Annotated in this window: 22 protein-coding genes and 2 tRNA genes; 7 read left to right on the top strand and 17 right to left on the bottom strand. The window is 53.8% G+C overall.

What is annotated here, in order from left to right:
* Nucleotides 1-4: 4 nt before the first annotated feature.
* Nucleotides 5-814: a glycosyltransferase family 2 protein gene (locus HMPREF0573_RS03070; RefSeq protein ID WP_004007876.1), complete on the bottom strand. Its 810-nt coding sequence runs from the start codon at nucleotides 812-814 to the stop codon at nucleotides 5-7.
* 128 nt (nucleotides 815-942) lie between these two features.
* Here HMPREF0573_RS03070 and pgm point away from each other — a divergent pair, with 128 nt between their 5' ends.
* Nucleotides 943-2,607, top strand: a complete 1,665-nt coding sequence (gene pgm, locus HMPREF0573_RS03065; protein ID WP_013188866.1) for a phosphoglucomutase (alpha-D-glucose-1,6-bisphosphate-dependent) — start codon at nucleotides 943-945, stop codon at nucleotides 2,605-2,607.
* Between the two features lie 21 nt (nucleotides 2,608-2,628).
* Here the strand turns inward: pgm and HMPREF0573_RS03060 are convergent, their stop codons facing one another.
* The 5 genes from HMPREF0573_RS03060 to HMPREF0573_RS03040 all read right to left on the bottom strand — a co-directional run bounded on the left by HMPREF0573_RS03060 (nucleotide 2,629) and on the right by HMPREF0573_RS03040 (nucleotide 7,048).
* On the bottom strand, nucleotides 2,629-3,360 hold the full coding sequence (locus tag HMPREF0573_RS03060) for an HNH endonuclease family protein (RefSeq protein ID WP_236589749.1): 732 nt from the start codon (nucleotides 3,358-3,360) through the stop codon (nucleotides 2,629-2,631).
* On the bottom strand, nucleotides 3,357-4,178 hold the full coding sequence (locus tag HMPREF0573_RS03055) for a trimeric intracellular cation channel family protein (RefSeq protein ID WP_004007879.1): 822 nt from the start codon (nucleotides 4,176-4,178) through the stop codon (nucleotides 3,357-3,359). Before HMPREF0573_RS03055 ends, HMPREF0573_RS03060 begins: the two co-directional genes overlap by 4 nt.
* Nucleotides 4,179-4,351: 173 nt before the next feature.
* Nucleotides 4,352-5,605 (bottom strand): VIT1/CCC1 transporter family protein, encoded by a 1,254-nt coding sequence (locus HMPREF0573_RS03050; RefSeq protein ID WP_013188864.1) that lies wholly within the window; start codon nucleotides 5,603-5,605, stop codon nucleotides 4,352-4,354.
* A 30-nt stretch (nucleotides 5,606-5,635) separates the two neighbouring features.
* On the bottom strand, nucleotides 5,636-6,019 hold the full coding sequence (locus HMPREF0573_RS03045) for a hypothetical protein (RefSeq protein WP_013188863.1): 384 nt from the start codon (nucleotides 6,017-6,019) through the stop codon (nucleotides 5,636-5,638).
* A 63-nt stretch (nucleotides 6,020-6,082) separates the two neighbouring features.
* Entirely contained in the window at nucleotides 6,083-7,048 is a 966-nt protein-coding gene (locus tag HMPREF0573_RS03040; RefSeq protein WP_236589750.1) for a hypothetical protein, read from the bottom strand.
* 101 nt (nucleotides 7,049-7,149) lie between these two features.
* Here HMPREF0573_RS03040 and hrpA point away from each other — a divergent pair, with 101 nt between their 5' ends.
* On the top strand, nucleotides 7,150-10,977 hold the full coding sequence (gene hrpA, locus HMPREF0573_RS03035; RefSeq protein WP_013188861.1) for an ATP-dependent RNA helicase HrpA: 3,828 nt from the start codon (nucleotides 7,150-7,152) through the stop codon (nucleotides 10,975-10,977).
* A gap of 83 nt (nucleotides 10,978-11,060) precedes the next feature.
* Here the strand turns inward: hrpA and HMPREF0573_RS03030 are convergent, their stop codons facing one another.
* Entirely contained in the window at nucleotides 11,061-11,987 is a 927-nt protein-coding gene (locus HMPREF0573_RS03030; RefSeq protein ID WP_236589752.1) for a hemagglutinin, read from the bottom strand.
* Nucleotides 11,988-12,086: 99 nt separating this feature from the next.
* Here HMPREF0573_RS03030 and HMPREF0573_RS03025 point away from each other — a divergent pair, with 99 nt between their 5' ends.
* Nucleotides 12,087-12,755, top strand: coding sequence for a nucleoside/nucleotide kinase family protein (locus HMPREF0573_RS03025; RefSeq protein WP_013188859.1), 669 nt, complete (start codon nucleotides 12,087-12,089; stop codon nucleotides 12,753-12,755).
* A 33-nt stretch (nucleotides 12,756-12,788) separates the two neighbouring features.
* Here HMPREF0573_RS03025 and HMPREF0573_RS03020 read toward each other — a convergent pair whose 3' ends face one another.
* From HMPREF0573_RS03020 to nrdF, 3 genes are all read right to left on the bottom strand, one after another.
* Nucleotides 12,789-14,750, bottom strand: coding sequence for a cell wall-binding repeat-containing protein (locus HMPREF0573_RS03020; protein WP_013188858.1), 1,962 nt, complete (start codon nucleotides 14,748-14,750; stop codon nucleotides 12,789-12,791).
* Nucleotides 14,747-15,496, bottom strand: coding sequence for a hypothetical protein (locus HMPREF0573_RS03015; RefSeq protein ID WP_013188857.1), 750 nt, complete (start codon nucleotides 15,494-15,496; stop codon nucleotides 14,747-14,749). Before HMPREF0573_RS03015 ends, HMPREF0573_RS03020 begins: the two co-directional genes overlap by 4 nt.
* 190 nt (nucleotides 15,497-15,686) lie before the next feature.
* On the bottom strand, nucleotides 15,687-16,655 hold the full coding sequence (nrdF, locus tag HMPREF0573_RS03010; RefSeq protein WP_004007888.1) for a class 1b ribonucleoside-diphosphate reductase subunit beta: 969 nt from the start codon (nucleotides 16,653-16,655) through the stop codon (nucleotides 15,687-15,689).
* A gap of 206 nt (nucleotides 16,656-16,861) precedes the next feature.
* On the opposite strand from nrdF, the gene HMPREF0573_RS03005 reads away from it, so the two are divergent.
* Nucleotides 16,862-17,767: a hypothetical protein gene (locus HMPREF0573_RS03005; protein WP_013188856.1), complete on the top strand. Its 906-nt coding sequence runs from the start codon at nucleotides 16,862-16,864 to the stop codon at nucleotides 17,765-17,767.
* A gap of 94 nt (nucleotides 17,768-17,861) precedes the next feature.
* Here HMPREF0573_RS03005 and nrdE read toward each other — a convergent pair whose 3' ends face one another.
* From nrdE to nrdH, 3 genes are all read right to left on the bottom strand, one after another.
* A complete protein-coding gene (gene nrdE / locus HMPREF0573_RS03000) occupies nucleotides 17,862-20,006 on the bottom strand; it encodes a class 1b ribonucleoside-diphosphate reductase subunit alpha (protein ID WP_013188855.1) in 2,145 nt (714 codons plus the stop codon).
* Nucleotides 20,003-20,449 (bottom strand): class Ib ribonucleoside-diphosphate reductase assembly flavoprotein NrdI, encoded by a 447-nt coding sequence (gene nrdI, locus HMPREF0573_RS02995; protein WP_004007891.1) that lies wholly within the window; start codon nucleotides 20,447-20,449, stop codon nucleotides 20,003-20,005. Before nrdI ends, nrdE begins: the two co-directional genes overlap by 4 nt.
* 131 nt (nucleotides 20,450-20,580) lie before the next feature.
* Entirely contained in the window at nucleotides 20,581-20,826 is a 246-nt protein-coding gene (gene nrdH / locus HMPREF0573_RS02990; protein ID WP_004007892.1) for a glutaredoxin-like protein NrdH, read from the bottom strand.
* A gap of 367 nt (nucleotides 20,827-21,193) precedes the next feature.
* On the opposite strand from nrdH, the gene HMPREF0573_RS02985 reads away from it, so the two are divergent.
* Nucleotides 21,194-21,661: an S-ribosylhomocysteine lyase gene (locus tag HMPREF0573_RS02985; protein WP_004007893.1), complete on the top strand. Its 468-nt coding sequence runs from the start codon at nucleotides 21,194-21,196 to the stop codon at nucleotides 21,659-21,661.
* A 34-nt stretch (nucleotides 21,662-21,695) separates the two neighbouring features.
* On the opposite strand, the gene mtnN is transcribed toward HMPREF0573_RS02985, so the two are convergent.
* A complete protein-coding gene (gene mtnN, locus HMPREF0573_RS02980; RefSeq protein ID WP_004007894.1) occupies nucleotides 21,696-22,460 on the bottom strand; it encodes a 5'-methylthioadenosine/S-adenosylhomocysteine nucleosidase in 765 nt (254 codons plus the stop codon).
* A 303-nt stretch (nucleotides 22,461-22,763) separates the two neighbouring features.
* Here mtnN and HMPREF0573_RS02975 point away from each other — a divergent pair.
* A tRNA-Ser gene (locus HMPREF0573_RS02975) sits at nucleotides 22,764-22,851 on the top strand.
* A gap of 85 nt (nucleotides 22,852-22,936) precedes the next feature.
* Here HMPREF0573_RS02975 and HMPREF0573_RS02970 read toward each other — a convergent pair.
* Nucleotides 22,937-23,479 carry a nucleoside deaminase gene (locus HMPREF0573_RS02970; RefSeq protein ID WP_013188852.1) on the bottom strand — a complete coding sequence of 181 codons (543 nt, stop codon included), beginning with the start codon at nucleotides 23,477-23,479 and terminating at the stop codon, nucleotides 22,937-22,939.
* Between the two features lie 67 nt (nucleotides 23,480-23,546).
* On the opposite strand from HMPREF0573_RS02970, the gene upp reads away from it, so the two are divergent.
* Entirely contained in the window at nucleotides 23,547-24,182 is a 636-nt protein-coding gene (upp, locus tag HMPREF0573_RS02965) for a uracil phosphoribosyltransferase (protein ID WP_004007896.1), read from the top strand.
* Nucleotides 24,183-24,255: 73 nt separating this feature from the next.
* On the opposite strand, the gene HMPREF0573_RS02960 is transcribed toward upp, so the two are convergent.
* A complete protein-coding gene (locus tag HMPREF0573_RS02960) occupies nucleotides 24,256-25,086 on the bottom strand; it encodes a MetQ/NlpA family ABC transporter substrate-binding protein (RefSeq protein WP_013188851.1) in 831 nt (276 codons plus the stop codon).
* A gap of 125 nt (nucleotides 25,087-25,211) precedes the next feature.
* Nucleotides 25,212-25,295: transfer RNA gene (locus HMPREF0573_RS02955), tRNA-Leu, on the bottom strand.
* Between the last annotated feature and the right edge of the window lie 132 nt (nucleotides 25,296-25,427).

The raw sequence follows: 25,427 nt of genomic DNA, 5'->3' as shown, positions 1-25,427 counted from the left end.
AAGCTTATTTCAGGCAGTAAACCTCACCCGGCTGCTGTTTATTCGCCGCGGACAGGCGGAGCCGTAAGGGAGCTCGAACGTGGCGCACGAAGCGTGCCGCGGAGGCGAGAAACACGTCGCGGAATTGACTTAAACGGTGACGGTATCCTGCCATATCGTTGCCGGTTGCGCGATGTGTTAGGTCGCAGGGAACTTCTTGCACCGAGTAGCCCTTAACCAAAAGGTCGATGGTCATGCCAGTTTCCACCCCCCACTTATGAGCTAAGGGTAGGCAATCGAAAAAGGCTTCTGCGTTTAGGCAACGTTGTCCGGACAGTGGTTGGAGTGGCTCCCATCCCGTCGCCCAGCGAATAGCTCGACGCGATAAACCAGTCACAAAACCGTGACCGCCGGCACCGGCTTGGCGGGGCAGGGCAGCTATGGCGCAATCCGTACGCCCCTGCATCACGGCTTCGACCAGAGGAAAAGTCTGGGCGGCAGAATCTCCCAAGTCCGCGTCCAGGAACAGAATGAGTCGTCTCGGTCCATCCTCAGGGTCACGCATAGCCACGACCTTTGCGCCGGTTTCCATAGCGCTAGCCTTACCGCGGTTGACAGAATGGCGTACCACGACAGCACCGGCGCTGCGAGCAGCTTCACCCGTGTTGTCGGTAGACCCGTCATCAATTACGACAAATAAATCCGCTCGTGGTAGTGCCTTGGAGGCGCGAATTGTAGCGCCAATCGAATCGCCTTCGTCCTTGGCGGGGATAACCACCGCGACTTTCTGGTCCGGATGGGGAACGGCTGCGGCGGAGTTCTCGCTGTTTTCCATGTCAGTTTCAGGCACGTGTGCAATTTTAAGTCCTAATTTAGCCAAATGCGAGCTTTTAACACCCGAAGTTTATGGATTTTGCCAGCTAAATTCCCCTCTCAGTACGAAAATAATGAAACAATAAGGCTATGCATGCACGAGCTGGAAAACTTGCCAAACCGGAAGATCTCATCAATGTTGATGAAGTTATTGGTGCTTACTATGACCTGGAACCCGATGTAAACGAGCCTGCGCAGGCGGTCTCATTCGGAACTTCGGGTCATCGCGGATCATCTCTGGACCGGGCTTTTAACGAGGCTCATATCGTCGCTACCACGGCTGCGATTGTTGAATACCGTCAATCGCAAGGTTATGACGGTCCTCTGTTTATCGGTCGCGATACGCACGCACTGTCCGAGCCGGCATGGCGTACCGCTCTGGAAGTGCTCGCGGGTATGGAAGTGCGCACGCTCACGGATGCGCGCGATTCATTCACTCCTACGCCCTCCGTGTCTCACGCTATTCTCAAGGCTAATGGGGCGGGTACTCCGGGAGGAGTGCGGCTTACGGGTGCTGGTTTGGCTGACGGCATCGTCGTTACCCCCTCGCACAATCCACCTCGTGATGGTGGCTTTAAATACAATCCGCCCAGCGGGGGACCTGCCGATTCAGACGCGACTTCCTGGATTGCTAATCATGCCAACGAGATTTTGCGCCAAGGGTGGCGTTCCGTACCGAGGAACCCGCATCCTGAACAATCGGATTTCATCGGAAAAACAGATTTTCTGCCGTCGTACGTTGACTCATTAATTGACGTGGTTGACGTGGAGGCAATTCGGTCCGCCGGAATTCGTATCGGGGCTGATCCCCTGGGTGGCGCTTCGGTAGACTACTGGGCTGCCATTGCTGAACGCTACGGATTGAACCTGACGGTAGTGAACGAAAAGGTCGATCCGCGCTGGTCATTCATGACTTTGGACTGGGACGGCAAGATTCGGATGGATTGCTCTTCGCCTTATGCGATGGCTTCACTGCGCCGGGTGATGGAGGGCGGCTCGGCTCCTTACGATATTGCGACTGGAAATGACGCCGATTCTGACCGTCATGGCATCGTCACTGCCGACGGTCTGATGAATCCGAATCACTATTTAGCGGTGGCAATTGAGTATCTGTTTACGCACCGTCCCCACTGGGCGCAAGGCTGTGCCGTGGGTAAAACTCTGGTGTCCTCGGCATTAATCGACCGAGTAGTTGCCGATATGGGACGCAAACTTGTCGAGGTTCCCGTCGGTTTCAAGCATTTTGTGCCGGGATTGTTGAATGGAACCATTGGTTTCGGCGGTGAAGAATCCGCCGGTGCATCTTTCCTACGCAAAGACGGTACGGTGTGGACCACGGATAAGGACGGTCTGATTGCCGCTCTGTTGGCATCCGAAATTCTTGCAGTCACCGGTAAGACTCCTAGCGTTCTGCACCAAGAACAGGTTGCTCGGTTTGGTGCCTCTGCCTATGAGCGGGTTGACGCTCCCGCCACCAAGGCGGAAAAAGCTAAACTCGCGGCGTTGGCGCCGGAAGACGTTGCGGCTTCGACCTTGGGCGGGGAACCGATTGTAGACCGTTTGGTAAAAGCTCCGGGCAACCACGCATCTATCGGCGGGCTGAAAGTCACCACCGAGAACGCCTGGTTTGCCGCTCGTCCCTCCGGCACCGAAGATATTTATAAGATTTATGCCGAATCCTTTAAGGGTCCCGAGCATCTGCAGACTATTCAGGAAGAAGCAAAACAGGTAGTCGCCCAAGCTCTGGCGAAGTAAGCCGTATTTCGGTGCGATTACCTAACATTTCGCGAGGGCAGAGAGTAGCGCGGCTTTTTCCGGGGCGGTAACCGTCAGGTTCCATCGGTACTTGATGTCGATTTGCTGGCGGGCATAGGCGCAACGAAAGTTACGGTTTGATGGCATCCAGGCATCAGCCGAGGCGTCGGATTTCTGTTGGTTCGCCGGTCCGTCTGCAGCTAGAAGTACGCTCGGATCGTTCGCGTAAGCCTCCCGCTGTGCTTTCGTCCAAGCCCAAGCCCCGGACTTCCACGCATTGCCCAACGCTACCACGTGGTCAATCTGAACTTTACGTCCCGGTGGCGTCTCAAATTGCATAGTTTTGCCGGTGTAGGGATCGTGTAAGGTTCCTCCGGTGAGTCGGCAAGGCTTGGCGCTATTGCCAAAACGCGGGGATTGAAAATCGCGAGCCAAAATGTCCGCTCTGGTATCACAACCGTTGCCGTCGGGATCCATCCATCCAGCTCCGAATAAATCTCGCTGATACCCATCGGGACCTGCGTCTTTACGAACCTTCAGGGCACACAGTTCATGCAGAGAACCGCCAATAGTAGCGCCGCTGGTGGAACTGGAGGGGCAGCGTAACCCCGGCGTGGGAAAATTTGCCAGATTCGGACCTGCTCCAGGCCAGAGTGCCCACCAAACCAGTGCCGCGCAGCCAATCAAGACAACGTCGCCTACACTAGCTCGGCGTATCGGCTTTAATGACTCGAAATTAGAGAAAGCGCTCACTTCTCAAGTGTGGTGCCGGAGTCACCGTTATCGCTATCCTTTTCGGTTTCACCTGTGGAAAACTTGTTTTTCCACAACTTCTTTGTCTTAGCATCTGGATATTCCCCACGGGCAAGTTGGCGGGCTCGTTGCGCTGCTTTCCACTGCTGGTGCGTCATGGAAATTGTCCACTCGTGAGTTTCAGGAAGCACCCAGCGCCGCCAGGAAGCCAAAACCGTGAGGATGGAACCAACCAAAATCGCTGCCACCAAGCCGGTCATGGGGTAGCCAAGTTTATAGAAAGCGGCATCTGCGCTCGCAGCGAGGATTGCCGGAATGGCATAAAGGCTGCTCCCTCCAAAAACCATCGGCACATTGCCTGCGGCGATGTCACGTATCATCCCTCCGCCGATGGCGGTGATGACGCCCATCAGGATGGATGGAATCACATCGAATCCCAAGCTCAGTGCTTTTTGAGTGCCGGTGCCAGCCCAAATCCCCAGCACCAAGCCATCAAACAAAAGGAGGGTCCGACGTGACCACTTGCCATCAAATTTCCACAACCCTGCCACTAACGCTCCAGCCAAAGCCATAGTCAGATAAAATTTGTCGGTCAGGGCGACCGGAGGGGCATTATTCAGCATGAGGTCGCGGACGATGCCACCACCCAGCGCGGAAACAACCGCCAATACTCCGAATCCAACCAGGTCAAAATGCTTTTGACGAGCTAGTCTGCCTCCGAGGATGCCATTGAGTAAAACGCCGGTAATGTCTAGAGCTCGAAACATGTCGGGCAAGAGACTACTGAAGGAAATTTGCGCTAATACAGTATTAGTCATGGGAAACAGAACAACGCTGCAGGGAAATACGGCACTTAGCATCCCAGCATTTTACCCGAGACGCGACGAAAGTTTTTCTAATAACCGCCAACATTACGAATCTAGGCTGCTGAGTTACGAAAAACGTGTTTCTTAATCTGATATCGGTTCGATAAACCGGGAGTCGACCGAACTTACAAAGACAATGCGCCGCCCGCGGCGAGACCTAAGAGATAAGTGACGACGGCGGCGCCTATACCGATAGCAGCTTGTCGCAAGGCTCGCAAAAACGGCGGTTTGCCGGACAGAATACCGATGGTCCCGCCAATCATCAACAGAATGAGTCCAACCAGGATGACCGCGGCGCAAATAGCGGGAATTCCGCTGAATCCCAGGAGAAAAGGAATCAGAGGCACGAACGCTCCGAGAGTGAAAGCCAGGAAAGAGGACACGGCTGCCTGAGAACCGGAGCCAATGGCTTCCAGCTCGCTAGTGGGAGCATTATCAAAGGCTAATGCGAAAGCATTGTCAGCTATCTCTGTGGGGCTATCGGTTGACGTTTTTGACGCACAAGGGGTGGTCGTGTCGTTTCCTGCCGAAGTTTTTTGGTCCGGGGATTCGCCTCCTTGGCCAAGGTCCTCTGGGTGGTCGGGAGAAACTGCTTTAGCTTGCGTGCGTGACTGCAGCTGTGCGTCAATGGTTTCCAACGCTAAAACCGCGTGTATGGCAGCGTCTTCGGGATTTTCACCACGAGCCATGAACAGAAGTTTTAGCTCATTAGCAGCACGATCCAACATGGGCAGACGTTGTTTCACATCTGGGTTGGGTAGTGAAGATTCCAATAACTCGCGTTGAGATGTGATGGAAATGAATTCACCCGCACCCATTGACAGAGCTCCTGCCACCAATCCCGTCAGTCCCGTGACCAAGACTATTGATACCGGTACGCCCGTACCCGCAATACCTGCCACGAGAGCGAGATTGGAAACTAACCCATCGTTGATTCCGAAAACCATAGCGCGAGCTCGCCCGGAAAAACGGGCTCGGGAGCGGGCTGCTAAAGCGCGCACCACCTCGGAATGTAGATGCTCGTCCGCTGCCATTTGCGGGGTGGCGTCCGCATCGACATCGTAAGTGCCACGTTCTTCGGAACGCTGCATCATCGCCAAGACGAAAATCGATCCGATTTTGATTGCCAGCTCTTGCAACAGCCTAATGTACCAAGGACTGTGTGGGGCAGGCTCAGCGTAGGGACCGAGATGTGCCAGCCAGTAATTCTCATGACGCTTTTCGGCATCTGCCAGCTCTAACAGAATCTCGCGATTCATACCGTAGCGTTTTTTAGCGATGGCACGGTAGATTTTAGCTTCGTCACGTTCCTCGGCGAGATAGCGCCGCCAGCGCTTAATTTGTTCCGGCGTGGGGTCGGGGAGGCTGTGTGCGTTCATGTACTGTGTTAGTCTCTCCACCGGGTCGGACTAGGCAACGATTTTTCCATCAATAATGACGTGACCATCTTTATCTCGGGTAACACCGTCTCTATCAGTTGATGTAGTTGACGGGTGAGGAGAGCGACTCGCGGTTCCCTCAGCATTGGCAAACCCTGCCCAAGAGGCGTTTCCTCCCGCATTTAGCTGGCTTTTAAGGTTTTCTGCCAACTTGTCGACGAGTTTAGCTCCCTGCGTGCGCAAGATGTCGTTTAATTTTTCTGCGGCTATCTTGCGGGCGTCCGTGACACTTTCGGAATTAGCAATTTTGGCTGCAAAGCCTTTCACGTTGCTGAATTGCTTTTCATTCATCCGCAATGCCAGTGCGGCTCCAGCCCCCAAACCAGCCAGAAACAGCCACTTGCCTTCAGACATTGCACATACCTCCGAAAAACTTCGCGCAACAATTCTACTGTTTGCCAACCCTTCGCGCCAAAGCTAGATCGGAAGGGAAGTGGCTTTTCCGGCACGAGACAGTACATCAGCTACGAAAGCAGAAGCCACTGTGGTCTTGCCCTGGGTCAGAGCGCTAGCCAAATCAAGAGCTTCCAAAATCTTAGCCTGAGCTCCTGCCAGGCGAGTTTTGGCGATAAAATCTAAGTCCTCGCGCAGTGGCAGCGTGAGGGATTCCAAACCGAAATCCCCTGCGATTCCCACGACAACTTCTGATTGGCTGGGTAATTTAGCCCGCATCAACACCAGGGTTTCCAGGGCGGCTTCCAAATTGGTTCGCTCGCTGCTTTTGGCGTCAATAATTTTGCCGACTACGCGCTGAGCTGCCAGATATTTCAGCTGTTCACGCCGTGGCTGGGTGCCATTGAGAAGGTCTAGCGAGACGGTTTCGAAAGCGCTGATAATCCCGTGATTTTGGGAATGCAGGGTTCCGGGCAAAACACTTAATCCCGGATGCAGACCAGCGTCAGCGGCGTGTTGGGCAACCTGGATTAGTTGCGGATTCAGGTTTTCTCCCCGCACCTCAATTTCGATGCCGTACCAGCCATTATCCGCCAAGCGTGACAGCAGTGTGGCACAAGTTTGGGGATTCTCCAGAACTTCCGGGGCGCTCACTTCGGCGCGCAAAGCCCTGCTCAGCTGGAGAGAAGCATCGTCCAAACAAAAAAACTCAGACCATGAATCTGGGTCAGTAACGGGAATCCTCACCCCGATTTCGCCGCGTTGAGCAGGCACTCCGAGCTGCAGTTCCAAGCGTAGGGCAGTGGCAAAAGCGGAGCTAACATACACGGTGTCGCCCAAGGTTTGACTTAAAAGTTTGGCATTTTGCCACGGCAGAATAGGCACCTGAACCGGGAGGAATTGGGAAAAATCCGAGGCGGGAACGAGTGGCGCGCGCAAGCTGGCGGCATCGGATGGTTCCGGGGGGTGGTTCGGCGTCGAGTTATTCACGCCTCTATTCTCTCGCATTCAAGGGCTGTTGCGGGGTAACCCGGAAAGGTTGCCTGCTGTTAGGTGAAGTTTGTGTCGTCCTTGCCTAAAATGAGTGAGTTATGTCCCTAGAGTTGTCCTATCCTTCCGATTTGCCCCTTAGTGAGGCTCGACCGCGGATTCTGGCTGCACTGCGTCAGCACCAAGTCGTCGTTATCAGCGGGGCCACCGGGAGCGGTAAGACCACACAATTGCCGAAAATGTGCCTGGAGGTCGGCAGGGGCACGCGGGGTATGATTGGGCACACTCAGCCTCGCCGTCTGGCAGCCCGGACTGTAGCTTCGCGAATTGCCTCTGAATTGGGTCAATCACTAGGCTCCACGGTCGGCTACCAGGTGCGGTTTCGCCAAACCTTGGGTCCCGAGACGCAAATTAAACTGATGACTGACGGGATTTTACTGGCAGAAATCAGCCACGATCCGCTGCTGAAACAATACGACGCACTGATTATTGACGAAGCTCACGAAAGGTCTTTGAACATTGACTTTATCCTGGGCTATTTGCAGCGCCTAGTAGTGAAACGCCCTGATCTGTTGGTGATTATTACTTCTGCCACCATTGATTCCGAACGCTTCGCCACGGCTTTTGGTCCGGATACCCCCATTATTGAAGTTGCGGGTCGAACGTATCCGGTAGAAGTCAGGTACCGTCCATTGGTTGACATAGATGACGGTGAATCGGGTGCGGGTGACGACTCTGAGGAGACTTCCGTGATAACGGAACCCGGGGAGATTGACCAAGTTACCGGCATCTTGCGCGCTGTGGATGAACTTTGCCGGGAAGGTCCGGGCGATATTTTGGTGTTTTTAGCGGGAGAGCGTGATATTCGCGACACTGCCCAAGCCCTGCAGGGACATCTGGGGCGCCGTTACGTGGCTCCCGGTCAGCGGACCTCAGTTCCGGGAGCGGTAGAAGTATTACCGCTCTATTCTCGGCTCAGCGAGACGGAGCAAAAGCGCGTTTTTGCCCCGCATCCATATCGGCGGATCGTTCTCGCCACGAATGTGGCTGAAACCTCTTTAACCGTTCCGGGCATAATTTACGTGGTTGACCCTGGTGTGGCGCGAATTTCTCGATATTCAAACAAGACTCGCGTGCAGCGTCTGCCTATTGAACCCATTTCGCAAGCCTCTGCCAATCAACGGAAAGGGCGCTGCGGGCGAGTGGCTCCGGGGGTGTGCATACGCCTGTATTCCGAGGCGGATTTCTTGTCTCGTCCCGCTTACACCGAGCCTGAAATTCAGCGAACTTCCCTGTCCTCAGTGATTCTGCAGATGGCAGCCCTAGGATTGGGTGAAGTTGCGGATTTTCCTTTCCTGGATCCGCCCTCGCCCCGCTCCATTACGGATGGTGTGACGGAACTCAGCCAGCTGGGAGCGTTGGATACCCGCCAGAAGCCCGCTCGACTCACCCGTCTGGGGCGTAAACTTTCCCGATTCCCACTCGACCCGCGCTTGGCTCGCATCCTTGTCGAAGCGGATCATCTCGGAGTCATCGACCTCGCGGTCGTGGTTGTGGCGGCGCTGGCGATGCAAGACGTGCGGGAGCGACCCACCGAGCGCAAAACTGAGGCTGACCTCGCTCACGCTCGTTTTGAAGACGAGCGTTCGGATTTCTTAGGTTATCTGAAACTCTGGAGTTACCTGCAAGACCGCATCGAGATGCTGTCTGCCAGCGCATTCCGCCGGTTGTGCAGCCGGGAGTTCTTTCATTTTCTCCGGGTACGCGAGTGGATTGACCTGGTGGCGGAACTTCGTGGAATGTGCCGTGAAGTTGGGATAAAAACTCAAGAAATCACAGAAATAAACCTTGACCAGGTTGACGTTGAGAGACTCCATCAAGCCATTTTGAGTGGAATGCTCACCCAAATTGGATTCTGGTCAGAGACGAAACGGGAATATCGTGGGGCACACGGAACCCGATTCGTGGTCTGGCCGGGTTCGGGGTTGAGTCGCAAGCACTACGACTGGGTTATGGCTGCTGAGTTGGTGGAAACATCGCGACTGTTTGCCCGGACAGTGGCAAAAGTTGAACCCGAGTGGATTGAACGGGCGGGACGCCACCTGTTGACACGGACATATTTTGATTCGTACTGGTCCACACGTTTTGGATGCGCCATGATTCACGAGCGCGTCAGCCTGTTTGGGATGGTTCTCAGTGCGGATCGTTCCCTCCCGTTAGCGTCTTTGCGCGATACTGTGGTGGAAGGGACGCCGGCCCGGACTCTGGCGCGGGAATTGTTTATTCGTCATGGAATTGTGCGCGGGGAATGGCGTTCTGTCTATCCATTTAGGCAGGAAAATCAACGCCGATTAGAGATGGCTGCCGAAGCGCGACGGCGACGCCAAATTCCTGGCGAAGTCGATCCTTATTCCTTGGAAAAATGGCTGGAGACGCGCATTGACCCCGCCGTTACCTCCGGAGCTACTTTCGAGGCGTGGTGGAAAGATCAGCGCCTTAAGCACCCCGATTGGTTGGAATACCCTTGGGATTTATTGGTCCCAGATAACGGCGAAAATGCCGAACAATTCCCCGATTTTTGGCAAGCCGGTGAGCACCTGTTGCCACTGGCATACACGTTTTCGGGCAAACGCGGACCGACCCCAGAAGTGGCTAATCGCCGCAACGCGTCCGGTTCAAAAGGGAAAAAATCACATAAAACTACTGAACGCGAGATTGACACGGTTGACCTTCCAGAGGGAGTCACCATCATCATTGACGAGGCAATCTTAGAGTCTGTAAATTCCCAAGGCTTCGATTGGCCGATTCCCGGATCCCTGCGAGATTACCTTTTGGCCTGCGTCAAAGCCCTGCCTAAAGCTGTGCGGAAGTACGTGGTGCCTGCGGCAAACTTTGTGGATGAAATCTTGCCTAGCTTTGAGCAGTTTGTAAACGAGCCACCTCAGGAGCGACCCATCTTTGACGAAATCTTTGCCCAGGGCGTAACCGCGTTCCGCCACGTCGATCTAACCGAAACGGACTTGGTCGCCATGCATGCAGCCATGGAAGAAAGCCAGCGAAACCATTTCGCGATTGTGGGTCGCGGTGGAAAAGTTCTGGCATTGGGGGATGATTTTCAAGCTCTCCGTGACCGTTTAATTGTGAAAACCACGCAAGAACAAAGCAAAGTCTGGGCGCAACAGGAAGCCGAAAAAGCCAAAGTTGAGCGACCCAGAGATTTTGCCCAGCAGCTCAGTCAAGCGCTGTGCCTCACGGAGACGCGAGTGTCGACTCGGTGGCGAGGGGCAGAAGCGGCGGCGTTAGCAGCGTCTCCCTACCCCTCCACTTCTGCCTTGATTGCTGCGGCGCAAAGCGCGGCGGGTCGAGCTCTGGTGGAAGAATACCTGGCGGAAGGGCATTCTCTCACCGACGATACCGACCTAGCCAAGCTGCGAGAATGGGCTATTGACCGCTACGAGGACCAGGTTTATCGAATTCTGCAAGCAGTTGTGTCCGCGATGCAAGCACAAGGTGAACTTGAACAGCAGTTAAGAAATGCTACGGGTCCCTCACTAACTGCCACAAAAGCAGATATTGTAAACCATGTAAACCAATTGGTTGGCGGTGACTTCCTGGCGAGGACCCCTGCCAAATGGCTGCCCCAGCTGGCGCGTTATCTGCGCGCGGATACTTTGCGATTAGACAAAGCTCGACGTAACTCCGCAGGTGACACCCAGTTAGCAGCGCGTTTTGCAGAAGTCACCACGGCCTTTGACGCGGCGGCGACGGCAGTGAAGGCGCGACCCTTTAACGCGGAGACGCATCGCCGTTTACAGGAACTGCGTTGGCTGCTGGAGGAGTACCGGGTCCAGACTTTTGCGCAGCAACTGGGCACCATTGAAAAAGTCTCCGCTAAACGTATAAATAAGCAAATCTTGGCTCTTAAATAAGCAAATCATCCCACCCTGCCCCAGATTAAAAAGAGTGCATCATTAATTCCATAAATGCTTACTACCTGCACCAAGAGGCTTATCTAACGACGTGAATCCCCGAACCATCCTTTGAATAGGCTGTAAAAATTAGCGTTTCCGTAACTGGAACATTCTCCAGGGTTTCCGCTCAGCAAATCAGCATCTGGCTGATACGGCGTGTAGTTGTACAACGCCGCAGTAGCCTGATTAGCCAAAACCACCGGAGCTGAGCCACAGCTCGCTTGCGGGGAGTAAGGAATATCATTGGTTATCCCGGTGTGGAAAGGAAATTGCGCGGGGTTTTGCCGATACCGCTGAAACTGCGCCGCAGCGTAATAAACCTGAGTTCCAAAACCGAAATATTGCGGGTCGCAATCCGCGCCATCGGGGCAAGCAAATCCTGTTGCTACCTCGTAGCTGCGCGGGGACAATCTTTCGTCAGACGCGGTCAGCAGCCCTTGTTCCTTTTGTAACAACACCAGCAGTACTTGGGGATTGATTTTGCATGATTGGGCGGTTTTATAAATGATTGCTCCCGCTGATTCCCCAGGTGCTCCTTGATAGCCTTCGCAGCGTGGGGAAGCGGGAATGTCCATAGTGTCCTCGGTGTAGTCCGCTAGGCAGGGAGCGGAAAGACTCACGCACCCGGCGTTCTGGTTGCGGATAAAGTTCTCTATGTCCGCTTGGGTCATGGATTGATAATCATAGAAAACGGTGTCGGAGATGATGTTTCCGGGGTCAAAGCCAGACAGATTCAGCGCAGGAGCTACCGGTCCAGTCGCCGTTGGGGTAGTCGGTTGCGCCGTATTGGCAAAGAAATGAATTCCTGCTGCCGTCAGGGCGCCGCCCAAACCGAGCGCAATCAGGGCTATTCCCAAGATTGCTAACAGAGCGCGAAAGGCTCCACCTTTGCGTGGTTTTACCGGTACATAAGTGCTTGTGGGCGGGTAACTCCTCGGGGAGTGACGCGAGGGCATTCTTGCGGACACCTCATCATCGTAACCTACCTGCCGGGATGGAGCGCGGGGAGGGGCTGTTAGACTGAGAGCTAGCGAATTCATTTCGATTGAAGCGAACCGAGGATACACATGGTCCAGACTTTCTCCGGCACCCTAGATGAATTGCTCAGCGATTTGGCTACGGAACTAAAAGATTTGTCTGATAACGGACGTGTCTTGCGGATGGTGGGCTTCACCGGCGCTCCTGGAGTCGGAAAGTCTGAAGCCGTTACCAGATTGACGCAGCTGCTGAACGGATACGTCAGGGGTACGCAACCCCTGCTAGCAGGCATTATTCCGATGGATGGATTCCACAAGTCAAACGAAGTCTTGCAAGCAGAGGGTCTCAGTGAATATAAGGGGCGTCCGGATACCTTTGATGTGGTGGGCTACCTGATGGCTTTGGATCGGGCTCACGATGCCAAAACAGTCGTGTACGCGCCCGGATATGACCGTCAACTAGGTCAGGCTGTCGCGGCGCGTTACAAGGTAGAGCGAGAAGGTGTGGTGCTTACGGAAGGTAACTACTTGGCGCTGCAAGACGGAGCATGGTCCTTGGTCCGGGAGGCAATTGACCTGCTGATTTATTTGGATGTGCCGCCGGAAGTGACACAGACCCGCTTGGTTGCTCGGCATACGCAGCACGGCAGAACGCCGGAACAGGCGCTCGCGTGGGTACAGCGAGTTGACGAACCAAACCGGCTGTTGGTTCAGAGCTCGAAATCGCGGGCAGACCGCGTCTGGAACCTGTCCGAATGAGTGAACCAGGTTAACTAACTACAGCATGATTGGTTAGTGCAAACCTGACTTAGTAGCAGCTACCACAGCGTCAACCGTATCGGGGTGCACCGCTCCCAAACCGCCCAGAGCGATAATCGTGTTGGGATGCAAGCTGCCCAGATAGTTCGCTACCGGAGCGGGAGCTTGGTTAGTACGGGAGGGCACGAGCAAAACTGGACCATCTCGCAAAGCCCCAGCCACCAAAGCATCGGCGAAATTATCGCCGCGAGCAATGTAAGCCACGTAATCACTCGAAATCGGTGAACCGGCCTTGTCCTGCCGTGCTATCGCGGGATAGGCGTAAGCCGCGATAGTCGCAGCGGTGCCGTAGCGATCTGCCCCAGCCAGACGAGAGACGCTAGCTCCCGATTCTGCTGCGATGGTAGTCAAAGCCTCCTGGGGGAGGGCGCCGAGTCCACCCAAGCCAACCACTTCGGAAATATGCAGGTCAGAAACTTCAGAAGCGACGTACTTCCACGTTTCGGGGTCGCTTGGGTTGACCATCAACACCGGTCCATCGCTCAGAGTACCGCCCACGACTGCATCGGGAGAACCGGTACCGTCACTGCCCACACCATCGGCAATATAAATCCGCTTGGCACCTTGTGGGAATGCTTGGTGAGAGATTGCGATAGCCGTGGCGTAGCGGTCTGGACCGTAAATCCGCGAAGTCTCACGTCCCTGTGCCGCAGCTGCCAGCACTTCGTCAGGAATCGCTCCGGGCCCGCCTAAAGCCACTACCGTTTTGGCTTGCAGACGGTTGATTTCTGCGGTGAGGGCAGCCGGGAGCGGACGGTCAACCGGAACCAGCAGTACTGGTCCATCAGTCAAAATCCCGCCTGCTAGGGCATCAATAGGCTTATCGGAACGAGCCAGATAAACCCGATCAGAACCACCGGCAAAAGCCCGCGCAGAGATTCCCACGGCGGTCTCCGTGCGGTCAGCTCCCGAAATCCGCAGCGACGGAATCGCGCTGGCAGAACCAGTGGAACCGAACCAAGAGGTAAAGAAACGGTAGAAATTGCGGTTTCCGTAGCTGGAACACTTGTCGCCCAGACCACCCCCAGCCGCTAGAGCCGCTGCATTCGGCGTGTACGGAGTGTAGTTGTACAGCCCTGCCGTAGCCTGGTTTTCAATGAAAACTGGGGTAGTTCCGCACTTGTAAGAGCCATCTGAGTTCCGTGACGGGTGATACAGCAGATTATTGACTCGCCCGGCACGATGACGGAACTTTTCCGGGTGATGCTGGTAGTAGTGAAAACGGTGCGCCGCTCGATAAAGCTGGTTAAAGAACCCGTAGTACTGGGTGTTGCACGGAGCAGTGTCCGGACAACCGTACCCCATGGCCTTCTGATAGTTAGACAGTTTCAAAGACTTTCCGGAACGAGTCAACAAGCCCTGTTCTTTTTGCAAGGTGACGAGAAGAACCTGCGGATTGACTTGGCAAGCCTGGGAAACCTTCCAGATAATCTGGGCGGCGCTTTCCCCTACAGCTCCTTGATAAGCTGCCCGGCAATAGGCGTCCGCGGGACGATCCGGGGTACTTTCCACATAGTCTTTCAAACAAACAACGGTGACAGGTTGAGGTCCACCATTAGGACCGGGAACGGTATCAACGCCTGGCACGCAGGCACGTCCTTGTGTGTTCAAGAACTGCTGAATCGCGTTGGGGTCCATGGTGTTGGGGTTGTAAAAAACTTCATCGGAAATAATCATTCCGGGGTTAAACCCTACGACCGCGGAGGTGGGCTCGGATTCCACCGTGGGGGTGGTGTCCGAGTCTTGTCCGTATGCCGGGCTCAAACCGGAACCGGCGAAAACCAGACCTGCCAGCGCGGAAACTGCTAAGCACGTACCACCCAAAAGACGAAACAGGTGTCGTTCGCCGTGAAGTTTTTTCACTTTTGCCTCCCAGTGGAATCGAAAAAACAGACTCGCGACAACTAGGATACCTTTTCGCGCGGAAAACCTCACGAAAAGGTCTTAGATTTGACCATTCGGTCCGCTAGCTCCATGACATGATTCCAGGTGCCACGTAATTGACGCTGCGCCGCGGCGGAAGGCCAGATTCGTCCAGCGCGACGTTCTCGCGCTACCCATTGACAGTAATAAGCCACGGTAGCGCCCTTACCAGTGTCATGGCAGTGCGTTAAAAATTCGGCACCAGCACGCAGGTAAGTCTCATCGGTGAACTTTAGTGAGCCCCGCGAACGACCTCGTTTAGAGGTCATTAGTCCCATGTTGCGCAGTGCCTCGTTCCACGAGCCGCCACACCGCTTGGTGATGGTTTGGCAGGTCGGGGGCCAGCGCACCATGCCCTGCGAAGAATACACCCCCCGGCTGGTGATGTCCTGGGTACGCAGACGTTCATAGACCGCAGCGGGGATGGTGGTTTCCTGGTGATCGCGGGCACGCTTCTTTGCCAGCACGATACGTGGCCAGACCTCGTCAAGAGAAGGAAAAATATAGCTTTCCTTTTCCGCGCCGAGTTCTTTGTCTGTCACCTGTTGGGTCTTAACGACTTCGCATTCATCAGCCAACACCTGAGCCAGCTCAGTCTTCATTCGAGAATCAATCTTTAACTTGGCTGCCCAGTATTCAATCATATCGGCTGGGAACCGTTTCAGCTCACGGTCGATTTCGTCCTGATAACGCAGAGAAAGCACATACCACAGACCGGCTTCCACGGCCTCTTGGGACAAGATAATTTGGCGAGACAAGAATTACACCTCAATTGTATTGGAATTAGCCACTGTATTCTAGCAAATTTGAACGCTAGTCACAGGATAACATTCACAAAGTAAATGCACACCACTTCCGCAACGGCACGGGAATGGCTAATTACTAACAAGAATACTCTCAACCGTGATATTTCGTGGAGTTACTGTTAGTTTCATTCTCGAAGAAAACTTAGAACTCCCAGTCCTCGTCCTCGGTTTCCTCAGCGGTACCAATCGCGTAGGACGATCCGGAACCGGAGAAGAAGTCGTGGTTTTCGTCGGCCGCGGGCGATAAAGCTGCCAAAATCGCGGGATTGACGTTGACTTGGTCCGCGGTGAACAGGGCTTCGTAACCCAAGTTCATTAAAGCCTTATTGGCGTTGTACTTGAGGAACTTCTTGACGTCCTCCGTCAGACCTAGCGGATCGTAGAGGGTCTCGGTGTACAGTTCTTCGTTGTCATACAGGTCCATCAGCAGGGAGAAGGTGTAGTCCTTCATCTCTTGGCGACGGGACTCGGATGACTCGCGCATCGCGAGCTGATACTTGTAACCGATGTAGTAGCCGTGAACTGCCTCGTCGCGGATGATGAGGCGGATGAGGTCAGCGGTGTTGGTCAGTTTCGCGTGAGCAGACCAGTACATTGGGGCATAAAAACCACTGTAGAACAGGAAAGATTCCAGCATGGTCGAGGCAACTTTGCGTTTTTCCGAATCATTGCCGTGGTAATAATCCAGCACGATATGTGCCTTTTTTTGGAGGTACTCGTTTTCCTCAGACCAACGGAAAGACTCTTTGATTTCCTCGGTGGACAGCAAGGTTGAGAAAACTGAAGAGTAGGACTTGGCGTGCACCGATTCCATGAACGCAATATTGGTGTAAACAGCTTCTTCGTGGGGAGTCCGAGAATCCGGAATTAGCGACACCGCGCCGACCGTGCCTTGGATGGTGTCCAGCAGGGTCAGACCGGTGAACACGCGGTTCGTCATGTTCTTTTCGTCTTCGTTCAAGGTCTTCCATGAGGGAATATCGTTAGATAGCGGAATCTTTTCTGGGAGCCAGAAATTGCCGGTCAGGCGATCCCACACCTCCAAATCTTTATCATCTTCGATGTCATTCCAGTTGATGGCTTGAACGGTTTTGGGAATCCCAATGACCACGAGTTTCTCCTTGAATTAAGTAGTATTTTAGGTTTGCGCAAAGCGTGAAATATCGCGCGAAACTGACTTTCCCAGTCTATCCTGTGGAACCGAGGTTTCAATTTCAGATACAAAAAACCGGGGGGCGACTAGGGTAGAAACAGCAGTAGACTAACTCAACGTTGAGGATGCACAGACAGACTAAAAATGTTTGAAGGCAAGAAATAGTGGAAGACTCAGATTTGATTCGCTTGGCTACCCAGCTGCCGGTGTCGCAGCTGGGAGATCAGTTGCTGCATCTGCAGCCCGGATCCAGGCTGGGTTTATATCTGCTGGAGCTTTCTAACCAGTCGATTACCCCCGCGATGGTGGCGACCGCGGAACAAGCGTTAAACCGACCGCTAGCCTGGATTTTGTCCCAGTTGCGGAAAAGTTGCGCGGGTTTGGATATGCAGGATTTTGTGGAATTGGTGCAGCATCCCGGTCCGGATTTGTTGGACTTTGTGCTGCCCGGAGATGCCTCCCTCCCAGATCGTTCCGATGGTGCTGATTTGGCAGCAGGTGAGTATATTTCTTCCGCGGTTTCTCCACAATCGCCCCGTCGCGAACAGGACAATCTGGTACAGATTAAAGCCGCCCGACCTCATCCTTCGCTGGACGCGAACCATCTCCCCGATGAATTTGTGGATGCCCTGTCGAGCTCTTTGCAAGCCTATTTCCTCATGGCAGTGAAGTCGAAACTCATCAACTTAGTTGGTTCCCAAGTCATGCTTTCACTGATGGGTATCCGTCAGCTGCGGTCGCCGCAGCCTATCTTGCCGATGGTGGCTTTCGCTTTGAGTGACAGTGACGAAGATGAATTTTTCCTTCGTCTCATAATTGGGGCTCTAGCTCAGGCTTTCGCCAGTTGCGACTGGGCGGAGTCGACTGACCCGCGAATGGTGGCAGTCGACCTGTTGCACGAGATGGGACAGGATGCGACTCCGGAGGCGGTGGGTGAGGCTGTGGAGGTATTCAATAATTTCCTGTTTTCAGCAGGCTGTTTGAACTCCCGTGGCGAGGTCGACCTGCGGGCGCACACTCCGATAGTGCTGTTGCAATACCTGGTTTCAGAGGCTCTCCAACCCAAGTAAGATACGCAGATTACCCATTGTTAGAAAGGACTCCCCGGTTGACGCGGTTCACGCCTCAACCGGGGAGTCCCCGTATATAAGCAGTCAGAAAGACTTAGAGCATACAGCTGACGCAGCCCTGCACTTCGGTGCCTTCCAAGGCAGCTTGGCGCAGGCGGATGTAGTATAGCGACTTGATACCTTTGCGCCAGGCGTAAATCTGGGCTTTGTTTACGTCACGAGTTGTAATCGTGTCCGGGAAGAACAGGGTCAAGCTCAGTCCCTGATCCACGTGTTTCGTGGCTTCCGCATAGGTATCAATAATCTTTTCGTACCCGATTTCGTAAGCATCCTGATAGTAGTCAAGGTTGTCGTTGGTCATGTAGGGAGCGGGATAGTACACTCGACCAATCTTGCCCTCTTTGCGAATCTCAATCTTGGACGCGATGGGGTGAATCGATGACGTTGAGTTGTTGATATAAGAAATCGATCCGGTGGGCGGAATCGCCTGCAAATTTTGGTTATACAGACCGTCGCGTTTGATGTCTGCGGCTAAAGCCCGCCAATCTTCCGGGGTCGGCAGGTGGATTGAGGACTTTTCGAACAGCTCGCGAACTTTAGCGGTTCGTGGCGTCCAGTCCCCCTGAAGGTACTTTTCAAAGTATTCGCCACTGGCATATTGGGAACGTTCGAAACCTTCAAAAGTGACGCCACGCTCTACTGCCAAGGCGTGAGACGCCTTGAGGGCATAGAACGCCGTAGCGTAAAAGTACATGTTTGTGAAGTCCAGACCTTCATCTGAACCATAAAAAATCTGGTTCTTTGCCAGGCAACCGTGCAGGTTCATTGCTCCCAAACCGATTGCGTGTGACATCGAGTTACCGCGCTGAATAGTCGGCACGCATCCCACGTTCGTCAAGTCCGACACCGCGGTCAAAGCGCGAATCGCAACGTTGATAGATTTTGCAAAATCCGGAGATTCCAAGGCCTTGGCGATGTTCATGGAACCCAAGTTGCAAGAAATATCCTTGCCGACCTTTGCATAAGACAGGTCCTCATTTAGCACGGAAGGCTCGGACACTTGGAGGATCTCGGAGCACAGGTTCGACATGATGATGCGCCCATCAATCGGGTTTGCCCGGTTTACGGTGTCCTCGAACACGATGTAGGGGTAGCCAGACTCGAACTGGATTTCTGCCAGAGTTTGGAAAAACTTGCGGGCGTCAATCTTTTTCTTGCGGATGTTGGGGTTATCAACCATCTCTCGGTACTTTTCCGTGACGGAAATATCGCTGAAAGGCACCCCGTAAACCCGCTCTACATCGTAGGGACTAAACAGGTACATCGGTTCCTTGTTGCGTGCTAGCTCAAAGGTGATGTCGGGAACCATCACGCCCAGGGACAGAGTCTTGATGCGGATTTTTTCGTCCGCATTCTCGCGTTTGGTGTCCAGGAAAGACATGATGTCAGGGTGGAAAGCGCTGATGTAGACCGCTCCGGCGCCTTGGCGTGCCCCCAGTTGGTTTGCGTAAGAAAATGAATCTTCCAGCAGCTTCATCACCGGAACCACACCGGAGGACTGGTTTTGAATCTTTTTGATTGGCGCGCCCGCCTCGCGCAGATTCGTTAGCAGCAAAGCGACGCCGCCCCCGCGCTTGGACAGCTGCAGCGCAGAGTTTATTCCCCTAGCGATGGACTCCATATTGTCTTCCAGGCGCACCAGGAAGCACGAAACCATTTCTCCGCGGGCTTTCTTTCCCGCATTGAGAAAAGTGGGAGTGGCGGGCTGGTAGCGTCCCGCAATGATTTCCTCCATGATGTCTACTGCCAGCTGTTCGTCCCCACGTGCCAGGTACAACGCCACCATACACACGCGATCCTCGAAGCGCTCCAGGTAACGTTTGCCATCGAAAGTCTTTAGCGTGTACGAGGTGTAGTACTTGAACGCCCCCAGGAAAGTCGGGAACCGGAACTTGTGACTGTAGGCCTTTTCATACAGGGACTTGATGAATTTGAAGCTGTATTGTTTGAGGGTGTCTTCCTCGTAGTAGCCCTCCTCAACCAGGTAGTCGAGCTTTTCTCGCAAATCATGGAAGAACACCGTGTTCTTGTTTACGTGTTGCAAGAAGTACTGACGAGCCGCTTCTCGGTCTGCGTCGAACTGGATTTTCCCGTCCTCGCCATAAAGGTTCAGTTTGGCATTTAGCGAGTGGTAATCGTGTTCGGCGTCGAGGAATTCGTCCTCCTGAGTGTCGGTCATGACTCCGGTGACGCCGGGGAGTCCAAATCCGCTTGCTGAGAGTGTAGGTTCGCCCAAAATTCTTCCAATCCTTTTCTGACTGCAGTTACATCTTCCGGGGTTCCCAACAGTTCAAACTTGTACAGGAAGGGAACCTTGAGTTTATTAGAAAGCACTTTGCCGGCGATGCAGTAAGCTTCGCCGAAATTGGTATTTCCGCTGGAAATTACGCCGCGGCACAAGTTGCGGTTGTGTTCAATGTTCAAAAACTTGATGACCTGTTTGGGAACCGCTTTGCTGATATCTCCTCCGCCATAAGAAGGCACCATGAGCACGTATTCCTCGTCAACCAGTAAAGGTTCAGTTCCGGGGCGTATCGGGATACGCAACGCTGGAACGCCGACACGTTCTACGAATCGTTTGGTGTTTTCAGTTGCAGAGGAAAAATAAACCAATAACCCCACGGTCTTGCCTTACTTCGATGCGTTTCTTTTAGTGGATTCACAAGGTGCGCCGGTCGCGCTGTGGGGGTGGCGGAGTGGCACGTCCCCACTCCACGCTGGGGGAGCGCAACGAGCGAACCGAGATGCCGTGATTAGATAGCAGCGGCGAGGGCGGTAACGGCGAGAGCTTTGATTTTATCGGGACGGAACCCTGACCAAGCATCATCTCCGGCAAAAACAACGGGAGCCTGCTGGAATCCCAAGCTCTTGATGTGATCGAGAGCATTGACATCCTCGGTCAGGTCTACGGTTTCGTAGTCCAGACCCTGCTTGTCCAAAGCGCGCTTCGTTGCGTTGCACTGAACACAGTTAGGCTTCGTGTAAAGAGTGATACTCATCTTAAGGCTTCCTCCGCATATCTCCCAGTGTGTAATCCTCCCAGCGGTATCTTCGTGGACCGCAAAAGGGAAAACTACAACGTTGTTATTCTATCAGCACCGAAAAGTCCTGTCGAGTTCAAAACACTACACCTTGGGGGCGGGCGTGTCTACTACCACTACATGTAGTGGTAGGTTTTTCTTTAGTGCATCCTGTGGACAAGTCTGATTTCAGCTGTGGACGAGATTGTGTATAGCTGTGTTAGCCCACGTAGTAAGGCTAAGTTACACGGCTGTAGTTATCCACAATCTGTGCAAAAGCGATCTGTTGAAAAATGATAGTCACGGCGTGTCGCCATACTTTCGGGGAAGCTATAGAATTTTGGCTATGGAAATCGAGAAAACCAATGTGGAATCTTTTCAGCTTGATCACACTAAGGTAAAGGCTCCGTTTGTGCGGGTAGCGCACCAGGAGACTTTGCCCGGTGGGGATGAGTTCATCAAGTACGATGTGCGGTTTTGCCAACCCAACGTGGAGCATCTAGACATGCCGGTGGTGCATTCTTTGGAGCACAGCATGGCAGAACATATGCGCGACCATACGGACAAACTGCTGGATTTCTCTCCGATGGGCTGCCAAACAGGCTTTTATGCGATGACCCTAGGTATTCAGCCGGAAGAATTTATGTCGATATTACAGGCAACTCTGGTTGACATAGTTAACATGAATGAGGTTCCGGCAGCAAATGAAGTGCAATGTGGCTGGGGGAAAAGCCACAGCCTGGCAGGAGCACAAGCCGCAGCGCAAAAGATGCTGGACCACAGAGAAGAATGGGGTCGCATCTATTCGCACTAAATTTGAAATTCGGTAACGTCTCAAGAACGATGCGTTACATAACTTCCTCCGGTTCGCGCAGCCCTAACAGGCACAGCGCTACCAGGAAACTTAGGCGGGCGACATCTCCCGCTCGGGAGTAGTTCTCTGCCGCCGCTTCAGGTCCGCACAAATCACTGATGCCACGGATCGCGAGGAAGGGGACCTCAACTCCGTAAGCGACCTGCGCCAGAGCTGCTGACTCCATATCGACTGTAATCGCCTCGGGATAACTTTCTCGCAGCTGTAAAGCAGTCTCGGTGCCCACAAACTGATCGGCAGAAAGAAATTCCCCGCTGCGGGTGCGCGACCCTGCTAGTCGTGTGGGCAGAGCATGAAAACGACCTAACAGGTCTCCGTCAGCTAAATAACGTTCGGGCATTCCCGGAATCTGACCCAAGGCGTAACCAAACTCGCGCGCGTCGGCGGTAGAAAACAGACAAGATGAGGCTGCGACTACGTCCCGGACTTGTGAATTCGCATCCAAACCGCCAGCTGAACCGCAGCTAAAAATGTAGCGCGGGGAAACATATGCTAGGGCAGCCGCCAGTGAACTGGCAGCGTTGACCAGACCAATTCCGGTGGTCAACAAGGCAACCGTGGCATCCTCAATCTGGAGCAGTTGCAAGCTACCTTTCGCTCCCAGACGCACCAGATTTCCCCCGCCTTTAGCCAAATCCCACAGTGGAGCTGCTTCGTCCTCCATCGCGGCGGTGATGATAGCCAAAACCGGAATGCGAGCGGGGGGCAGGGGAAGATTTAGGTCGCGGTCGACTGACATATCGAGCCTTTCGTGTGGCTGGTGGAAAAATCAGGAAATTCCAAGAATCCCGAATCAAAATTGTAGAGCATATTTTGGGGCACCCTGCAGATTTCGCGTTTCCCCAACCTGCTCCGATGGTTTACCGAGGGTGTTGGGGAGCGGTGAAGAACTCCAAAAATTGCAGTGTTTGCAACTCTATCGGCAGGTTAAACCTGTCAGTCTGCACGTTGGCAGCGCCCCGGATGAGCGTCCGGGAAACGCGGGAAGATTTCGCCCGCAACTTCATGATAAAATCATGGCTCGTGCTGAAAAGCGCGACTTGGTAGAGTGTCCGAGCGGCCGAAGGTGCAGCACTCGAAATGCTGTGTGGGGCAACCCACCGTGGGTTCAAATCCCACCTCTACCGCCATTTTGCTGGGGTAACATTTCGCGGTGCCCGGTCACAAATTAAGTTTCTGTGGAGACAAAGTTTCGTTCTGGCGTTGCATCCAGGTTTACCTGCGCTCTCCAAAAAACGCTTTCAACAGCGCCTTTATCCGAGGCTCGTCCACTCCGCCTTTAACTTCAACCTGGTGGTTGAGTCGGCTATCGCGCACTACATCGCGGATAGACCCGCAGGCGCCAGCTTTCGGGTCCCAAGCTCCGAAAATAAGCCGTGAGATGCGGGCGTTCACGATGGCTCCGGCACACATCGTGCAAGGCTCCAGCGTCGCGACCAAGGTGCAACCCTTGAGATTCCAACGCTCCAGCCGACCCGCAGCTTCTCGTAAAGCCACGATTTCCGCGTGAGCGCTGGGATCGTACGGTGGATTTTCGCGCTGGTTCAGCCCCAATCCCGCTACTATCCCTTCCGGGGTTAACACCACGGCGCCGACCGGAATGTCCCCAGCCCGACCTGCCTTCTGGGCTAATCCATATGCAGTGTCCAAGGCACGCACCTCTGCGGAGGACAAACCATAAGCCGCGCCCCCGCCTTGTGAATTCACCAAAAAATCATCGGAACGGTTGGGAACAGGGGAAATATTGGAGAAAACCATAAAGTAACTCTAACCGACCCGAGTGAACTTGACGCGAGACGGGGTCCTTTCGCGGTAAGTTAACACCATGCACTTATATGTTGCGGATCATCCGCTGATTAACCATAAATTGACCCTGTTACGCGACAAGAACACCCCGTCGCCGATGTTTCGTCAGCTCGTGGATGAGCTGACGACTTTGCTGGCCTACGAATCAACCCACAATGTTCGGGTGGAAACGATAGATGTAGAAACCCCTCTGACCAAAACGCAAGGTCAGATTTTGGCAGACCCTCGTCCCATCGTGATTCCGATTTTGCGTGCCGGCTTGGGGATGCTGGAAGGCATGACTCGTTTGCTGCCAACCGCGGAAGTCGGATTTTTAGGAATGAAACGCGATGAGGAAACCCTCGCAATTGAAACCTACGCCAACCGGTTGCCCAGTGATTTATCTGGGCGGCAGTGCTTTATCGTCGATCCGATGTTGGCGACGGGCGGAACCTTGGTGGCAGCTATCAACTACGTGTTGGAACGTGGTGCTCGCGATGTCACCTGCACGTGTATCCTTGCTGCTCCCGAGGGAATTAAGGTCGTGACCGACGCGGTGGGGGACCGGGCGGACGTGTCAGTTGTTGTGGCTGGGGTAGATGACCATCTGAACGATGATGCCTATATCGTGCCGGGTCTAGGCGATGCCGGAGATCGTCTCTACGGGCTGGTTTGAACCAAATTTATTAATAAAAAATTGCTGGCGACCAAGGAAATACTTGGTCGCCAGCAATTTTAGCTAGCTATTCTCAGAACGCCGGGATGACCGAGCGATCCTTCCAGGTGTCCTCAATGTACTTTTTCGTCACATCTGAATGCAGCAGCTCGTCAAGCTTCTTAATGGCCTCGAGCTTCTTCTTTTCGTCAGCGCGCCACACTAGGACGTTTACTGCCGGGTTGTCTTTCGGATCCTCCAAGACCAATGCGTCAGCAGGGTTCAAGCCCCCACCTTGCGCGAAGTTGCCGTTGATGACGGCAATATCCACGTCAGGCAGCAGGGACGGTTCAGAAGCACCATCAACTTCGGTGAACTGGAAACCGTGAGGGTTAGCGTCCGGCTTAGCCTTGACATTCACGACCGAGAGGTCCTTGATGCCCTTTAACTGCAGCAGATTGTTGTCCTCTAGCAGTTTGAGCTGACGTGCCTGGTTCGACGGGTCATTGATGATGGCAATCTTGGCGCCATCTTTGAGTTCGTCGAGACTCTTAATCTTGCTGGAAAAAATGCCCATCGGCTCCAAGTGGATGCCCTTGCCGGCAGTGAACTTATAGCCACGAGACGCCGATTGCTCCTCGAGGTAGGGTACCGTCTGGTAGTAGTTGGCATCGATGTCGCCAGATTTCAAAGCCTCGTTGGGCTGGATGTAATCAGAAAATTCCTGAACTTTAATGGTGATTCCAGCCTTCTTCGCAGCGCCGGAGTCCTGCAGATACTGCAGAATTTTAGCGTGCGGAGTGGGAGAAGCGCCCACGGTCAAAACGTTTGCGTCAGAGGTGCCGCCTCCGCCACAAGCAGTTAACGAAATAGCTAGAGCACTCGCGCCTAAAACTGCGACGGCACGAGCCATAAATTTGTTCATGATGCCCCCTTCCTCGAGCTCAAGTTAATAATGAAAGGATAGTAAAGATTTGGGAATTAAGAAAAAGCCCGGCGAAACCGATTGTAAAACCGGATGCTGGGCAAGACCGGGAAATCCCGTAAACGTGCGCGAAAGGGGAGTTGAACCCCTACCCCATCACTGGGACACGGACCTGAACCGTGCGCGTCTACCAATTCCGCCACTCGCGCGTGTGCGGTCGTTTACAAAAACAACGCCATAAAAAGATACCTAAACTATGTCAGTTCGGCAAATTTTAGGATTTATCTGCAGGAGTTGGCGTGATGGAGACTGGTATCGTCTGAAAATTTCTTGAGGGGAAG

Origin of the sequence: Mobiluncus curtisii ATCC 43063 (genome assembly GCF_000196535.1) — a bacterium.
In the GTDB taxonomy this organism is placed as follows: domain Bacteria; phylum Actinomycetota; class Actinomycetes; order Actinomycetales; family Actinomycetaceae; genus Mobiluncus; species Mobiluncus curtisii.
This window is presented reverse-complemented; position numbering and strand designations above follow the sequence as displayed.

Excerpts from the sequence above, each read along its gene's own strand:
- HMPREF0573_RS03070 (WP_004007876.1), bottom strand. The coding sequence starts at position 814 with ATGGAAAACAGCGAGAACTCCGCCGCAGCCGTTCCCCATCCGGACCAG.
- pgm (WP_013188866.1), top strand. The coding sequence starts at position 943 with ATGCATGCACGAGCTGGAAAACTTGCCAAACCGGAAGATCTCATCAAT.
- hrpA (WP_013188861.1), top strand. The coding sequence starts at position 7,150 with ATGTCCCTAGAGTTGTCCTATCCTTCCGATTTGCCCCTTAGTGAGGCT.
- upp (WP_004007896.1), top strand. The coding sequence starts at position 23,547 with ATGCACTTATATGTTGCGGATCATCCGCTGATTAACCATAAATTGACC.
- HMPREF0573_RS02985 (WP_004007893.1), top strand. The coding sequence starts at position 21,194 with ATGGAAATCGAGAAAACCAATGTGGAATCTTTTCAGCTTGATCACACT.
- HMPREF0573_RS03045 (WP_013188863.1), bottom strand. The coding sequence starts at position 6,019 with ATGTCTGAAGGCAAGTGGCTGTTTCTGGCTGGTTTGGGGGCTGGAGCC.
- nrdE (WP_013188855.1), bottom strand. The coding sequence starts at position 20,006 with ATGACCGACACTCAGGAGGACGAATTCCTCGACGCCGAACACGATTAC.
- HMPREF0573_RS02970 (WP_013188852.1), bottom strand. The coding sequence starts at position 23,479 with ATGGTTTTCTCCAATATTTCCCCTGTTCCCAACCGTTCCGATGATTTT.
- HMPREF0573_RS03050 (WP_013188864.1), bottom strand. The coding sequence starts at position 5,605 with ATGAACGCACACAGCCTCCCCGACCCCACGCCGGAACAAATTAAGCGC.
- HMPREF0573_RS02960 (WP_013188851.1), bottom strand. The coding sequence starts at position 25,086 with ATGAACAAATTTATGGCTCGTGCCGTCGCAGTTTTAGGCGCGAGTGCT.
- HMPREF0573_RS03025 (WP_013188859.1), top strand. The coding sequence starts at position 12,087 with ATGGTCCAGACTTTCTCCGGCACCCTAGATGAATTGCTCAGCGATTTG.
- nrdH (WP_004007892.1), bottom strand. The coding sequence starts at position 20,826 with ATGAGTATCACTCTTTACACGAAGCCTAACTGTGTTCAGTGCAACGCA.
- HMPREF0573_RS03055 (WP_004007879.1), bottom strand. The coding sequence starts at position 4,178 with ATGACTAATACTGTATTAGCGCAAATTTCCTTCAGTAGTCTCTTGCCC.
- mtnN (WP_004007894.1), bottom strand. The coding sequence starts at position 22,460 with ATGTCAGTCGACCGCGACCTAAATCTTCCCCTGCCCCCCGCTCGCATT.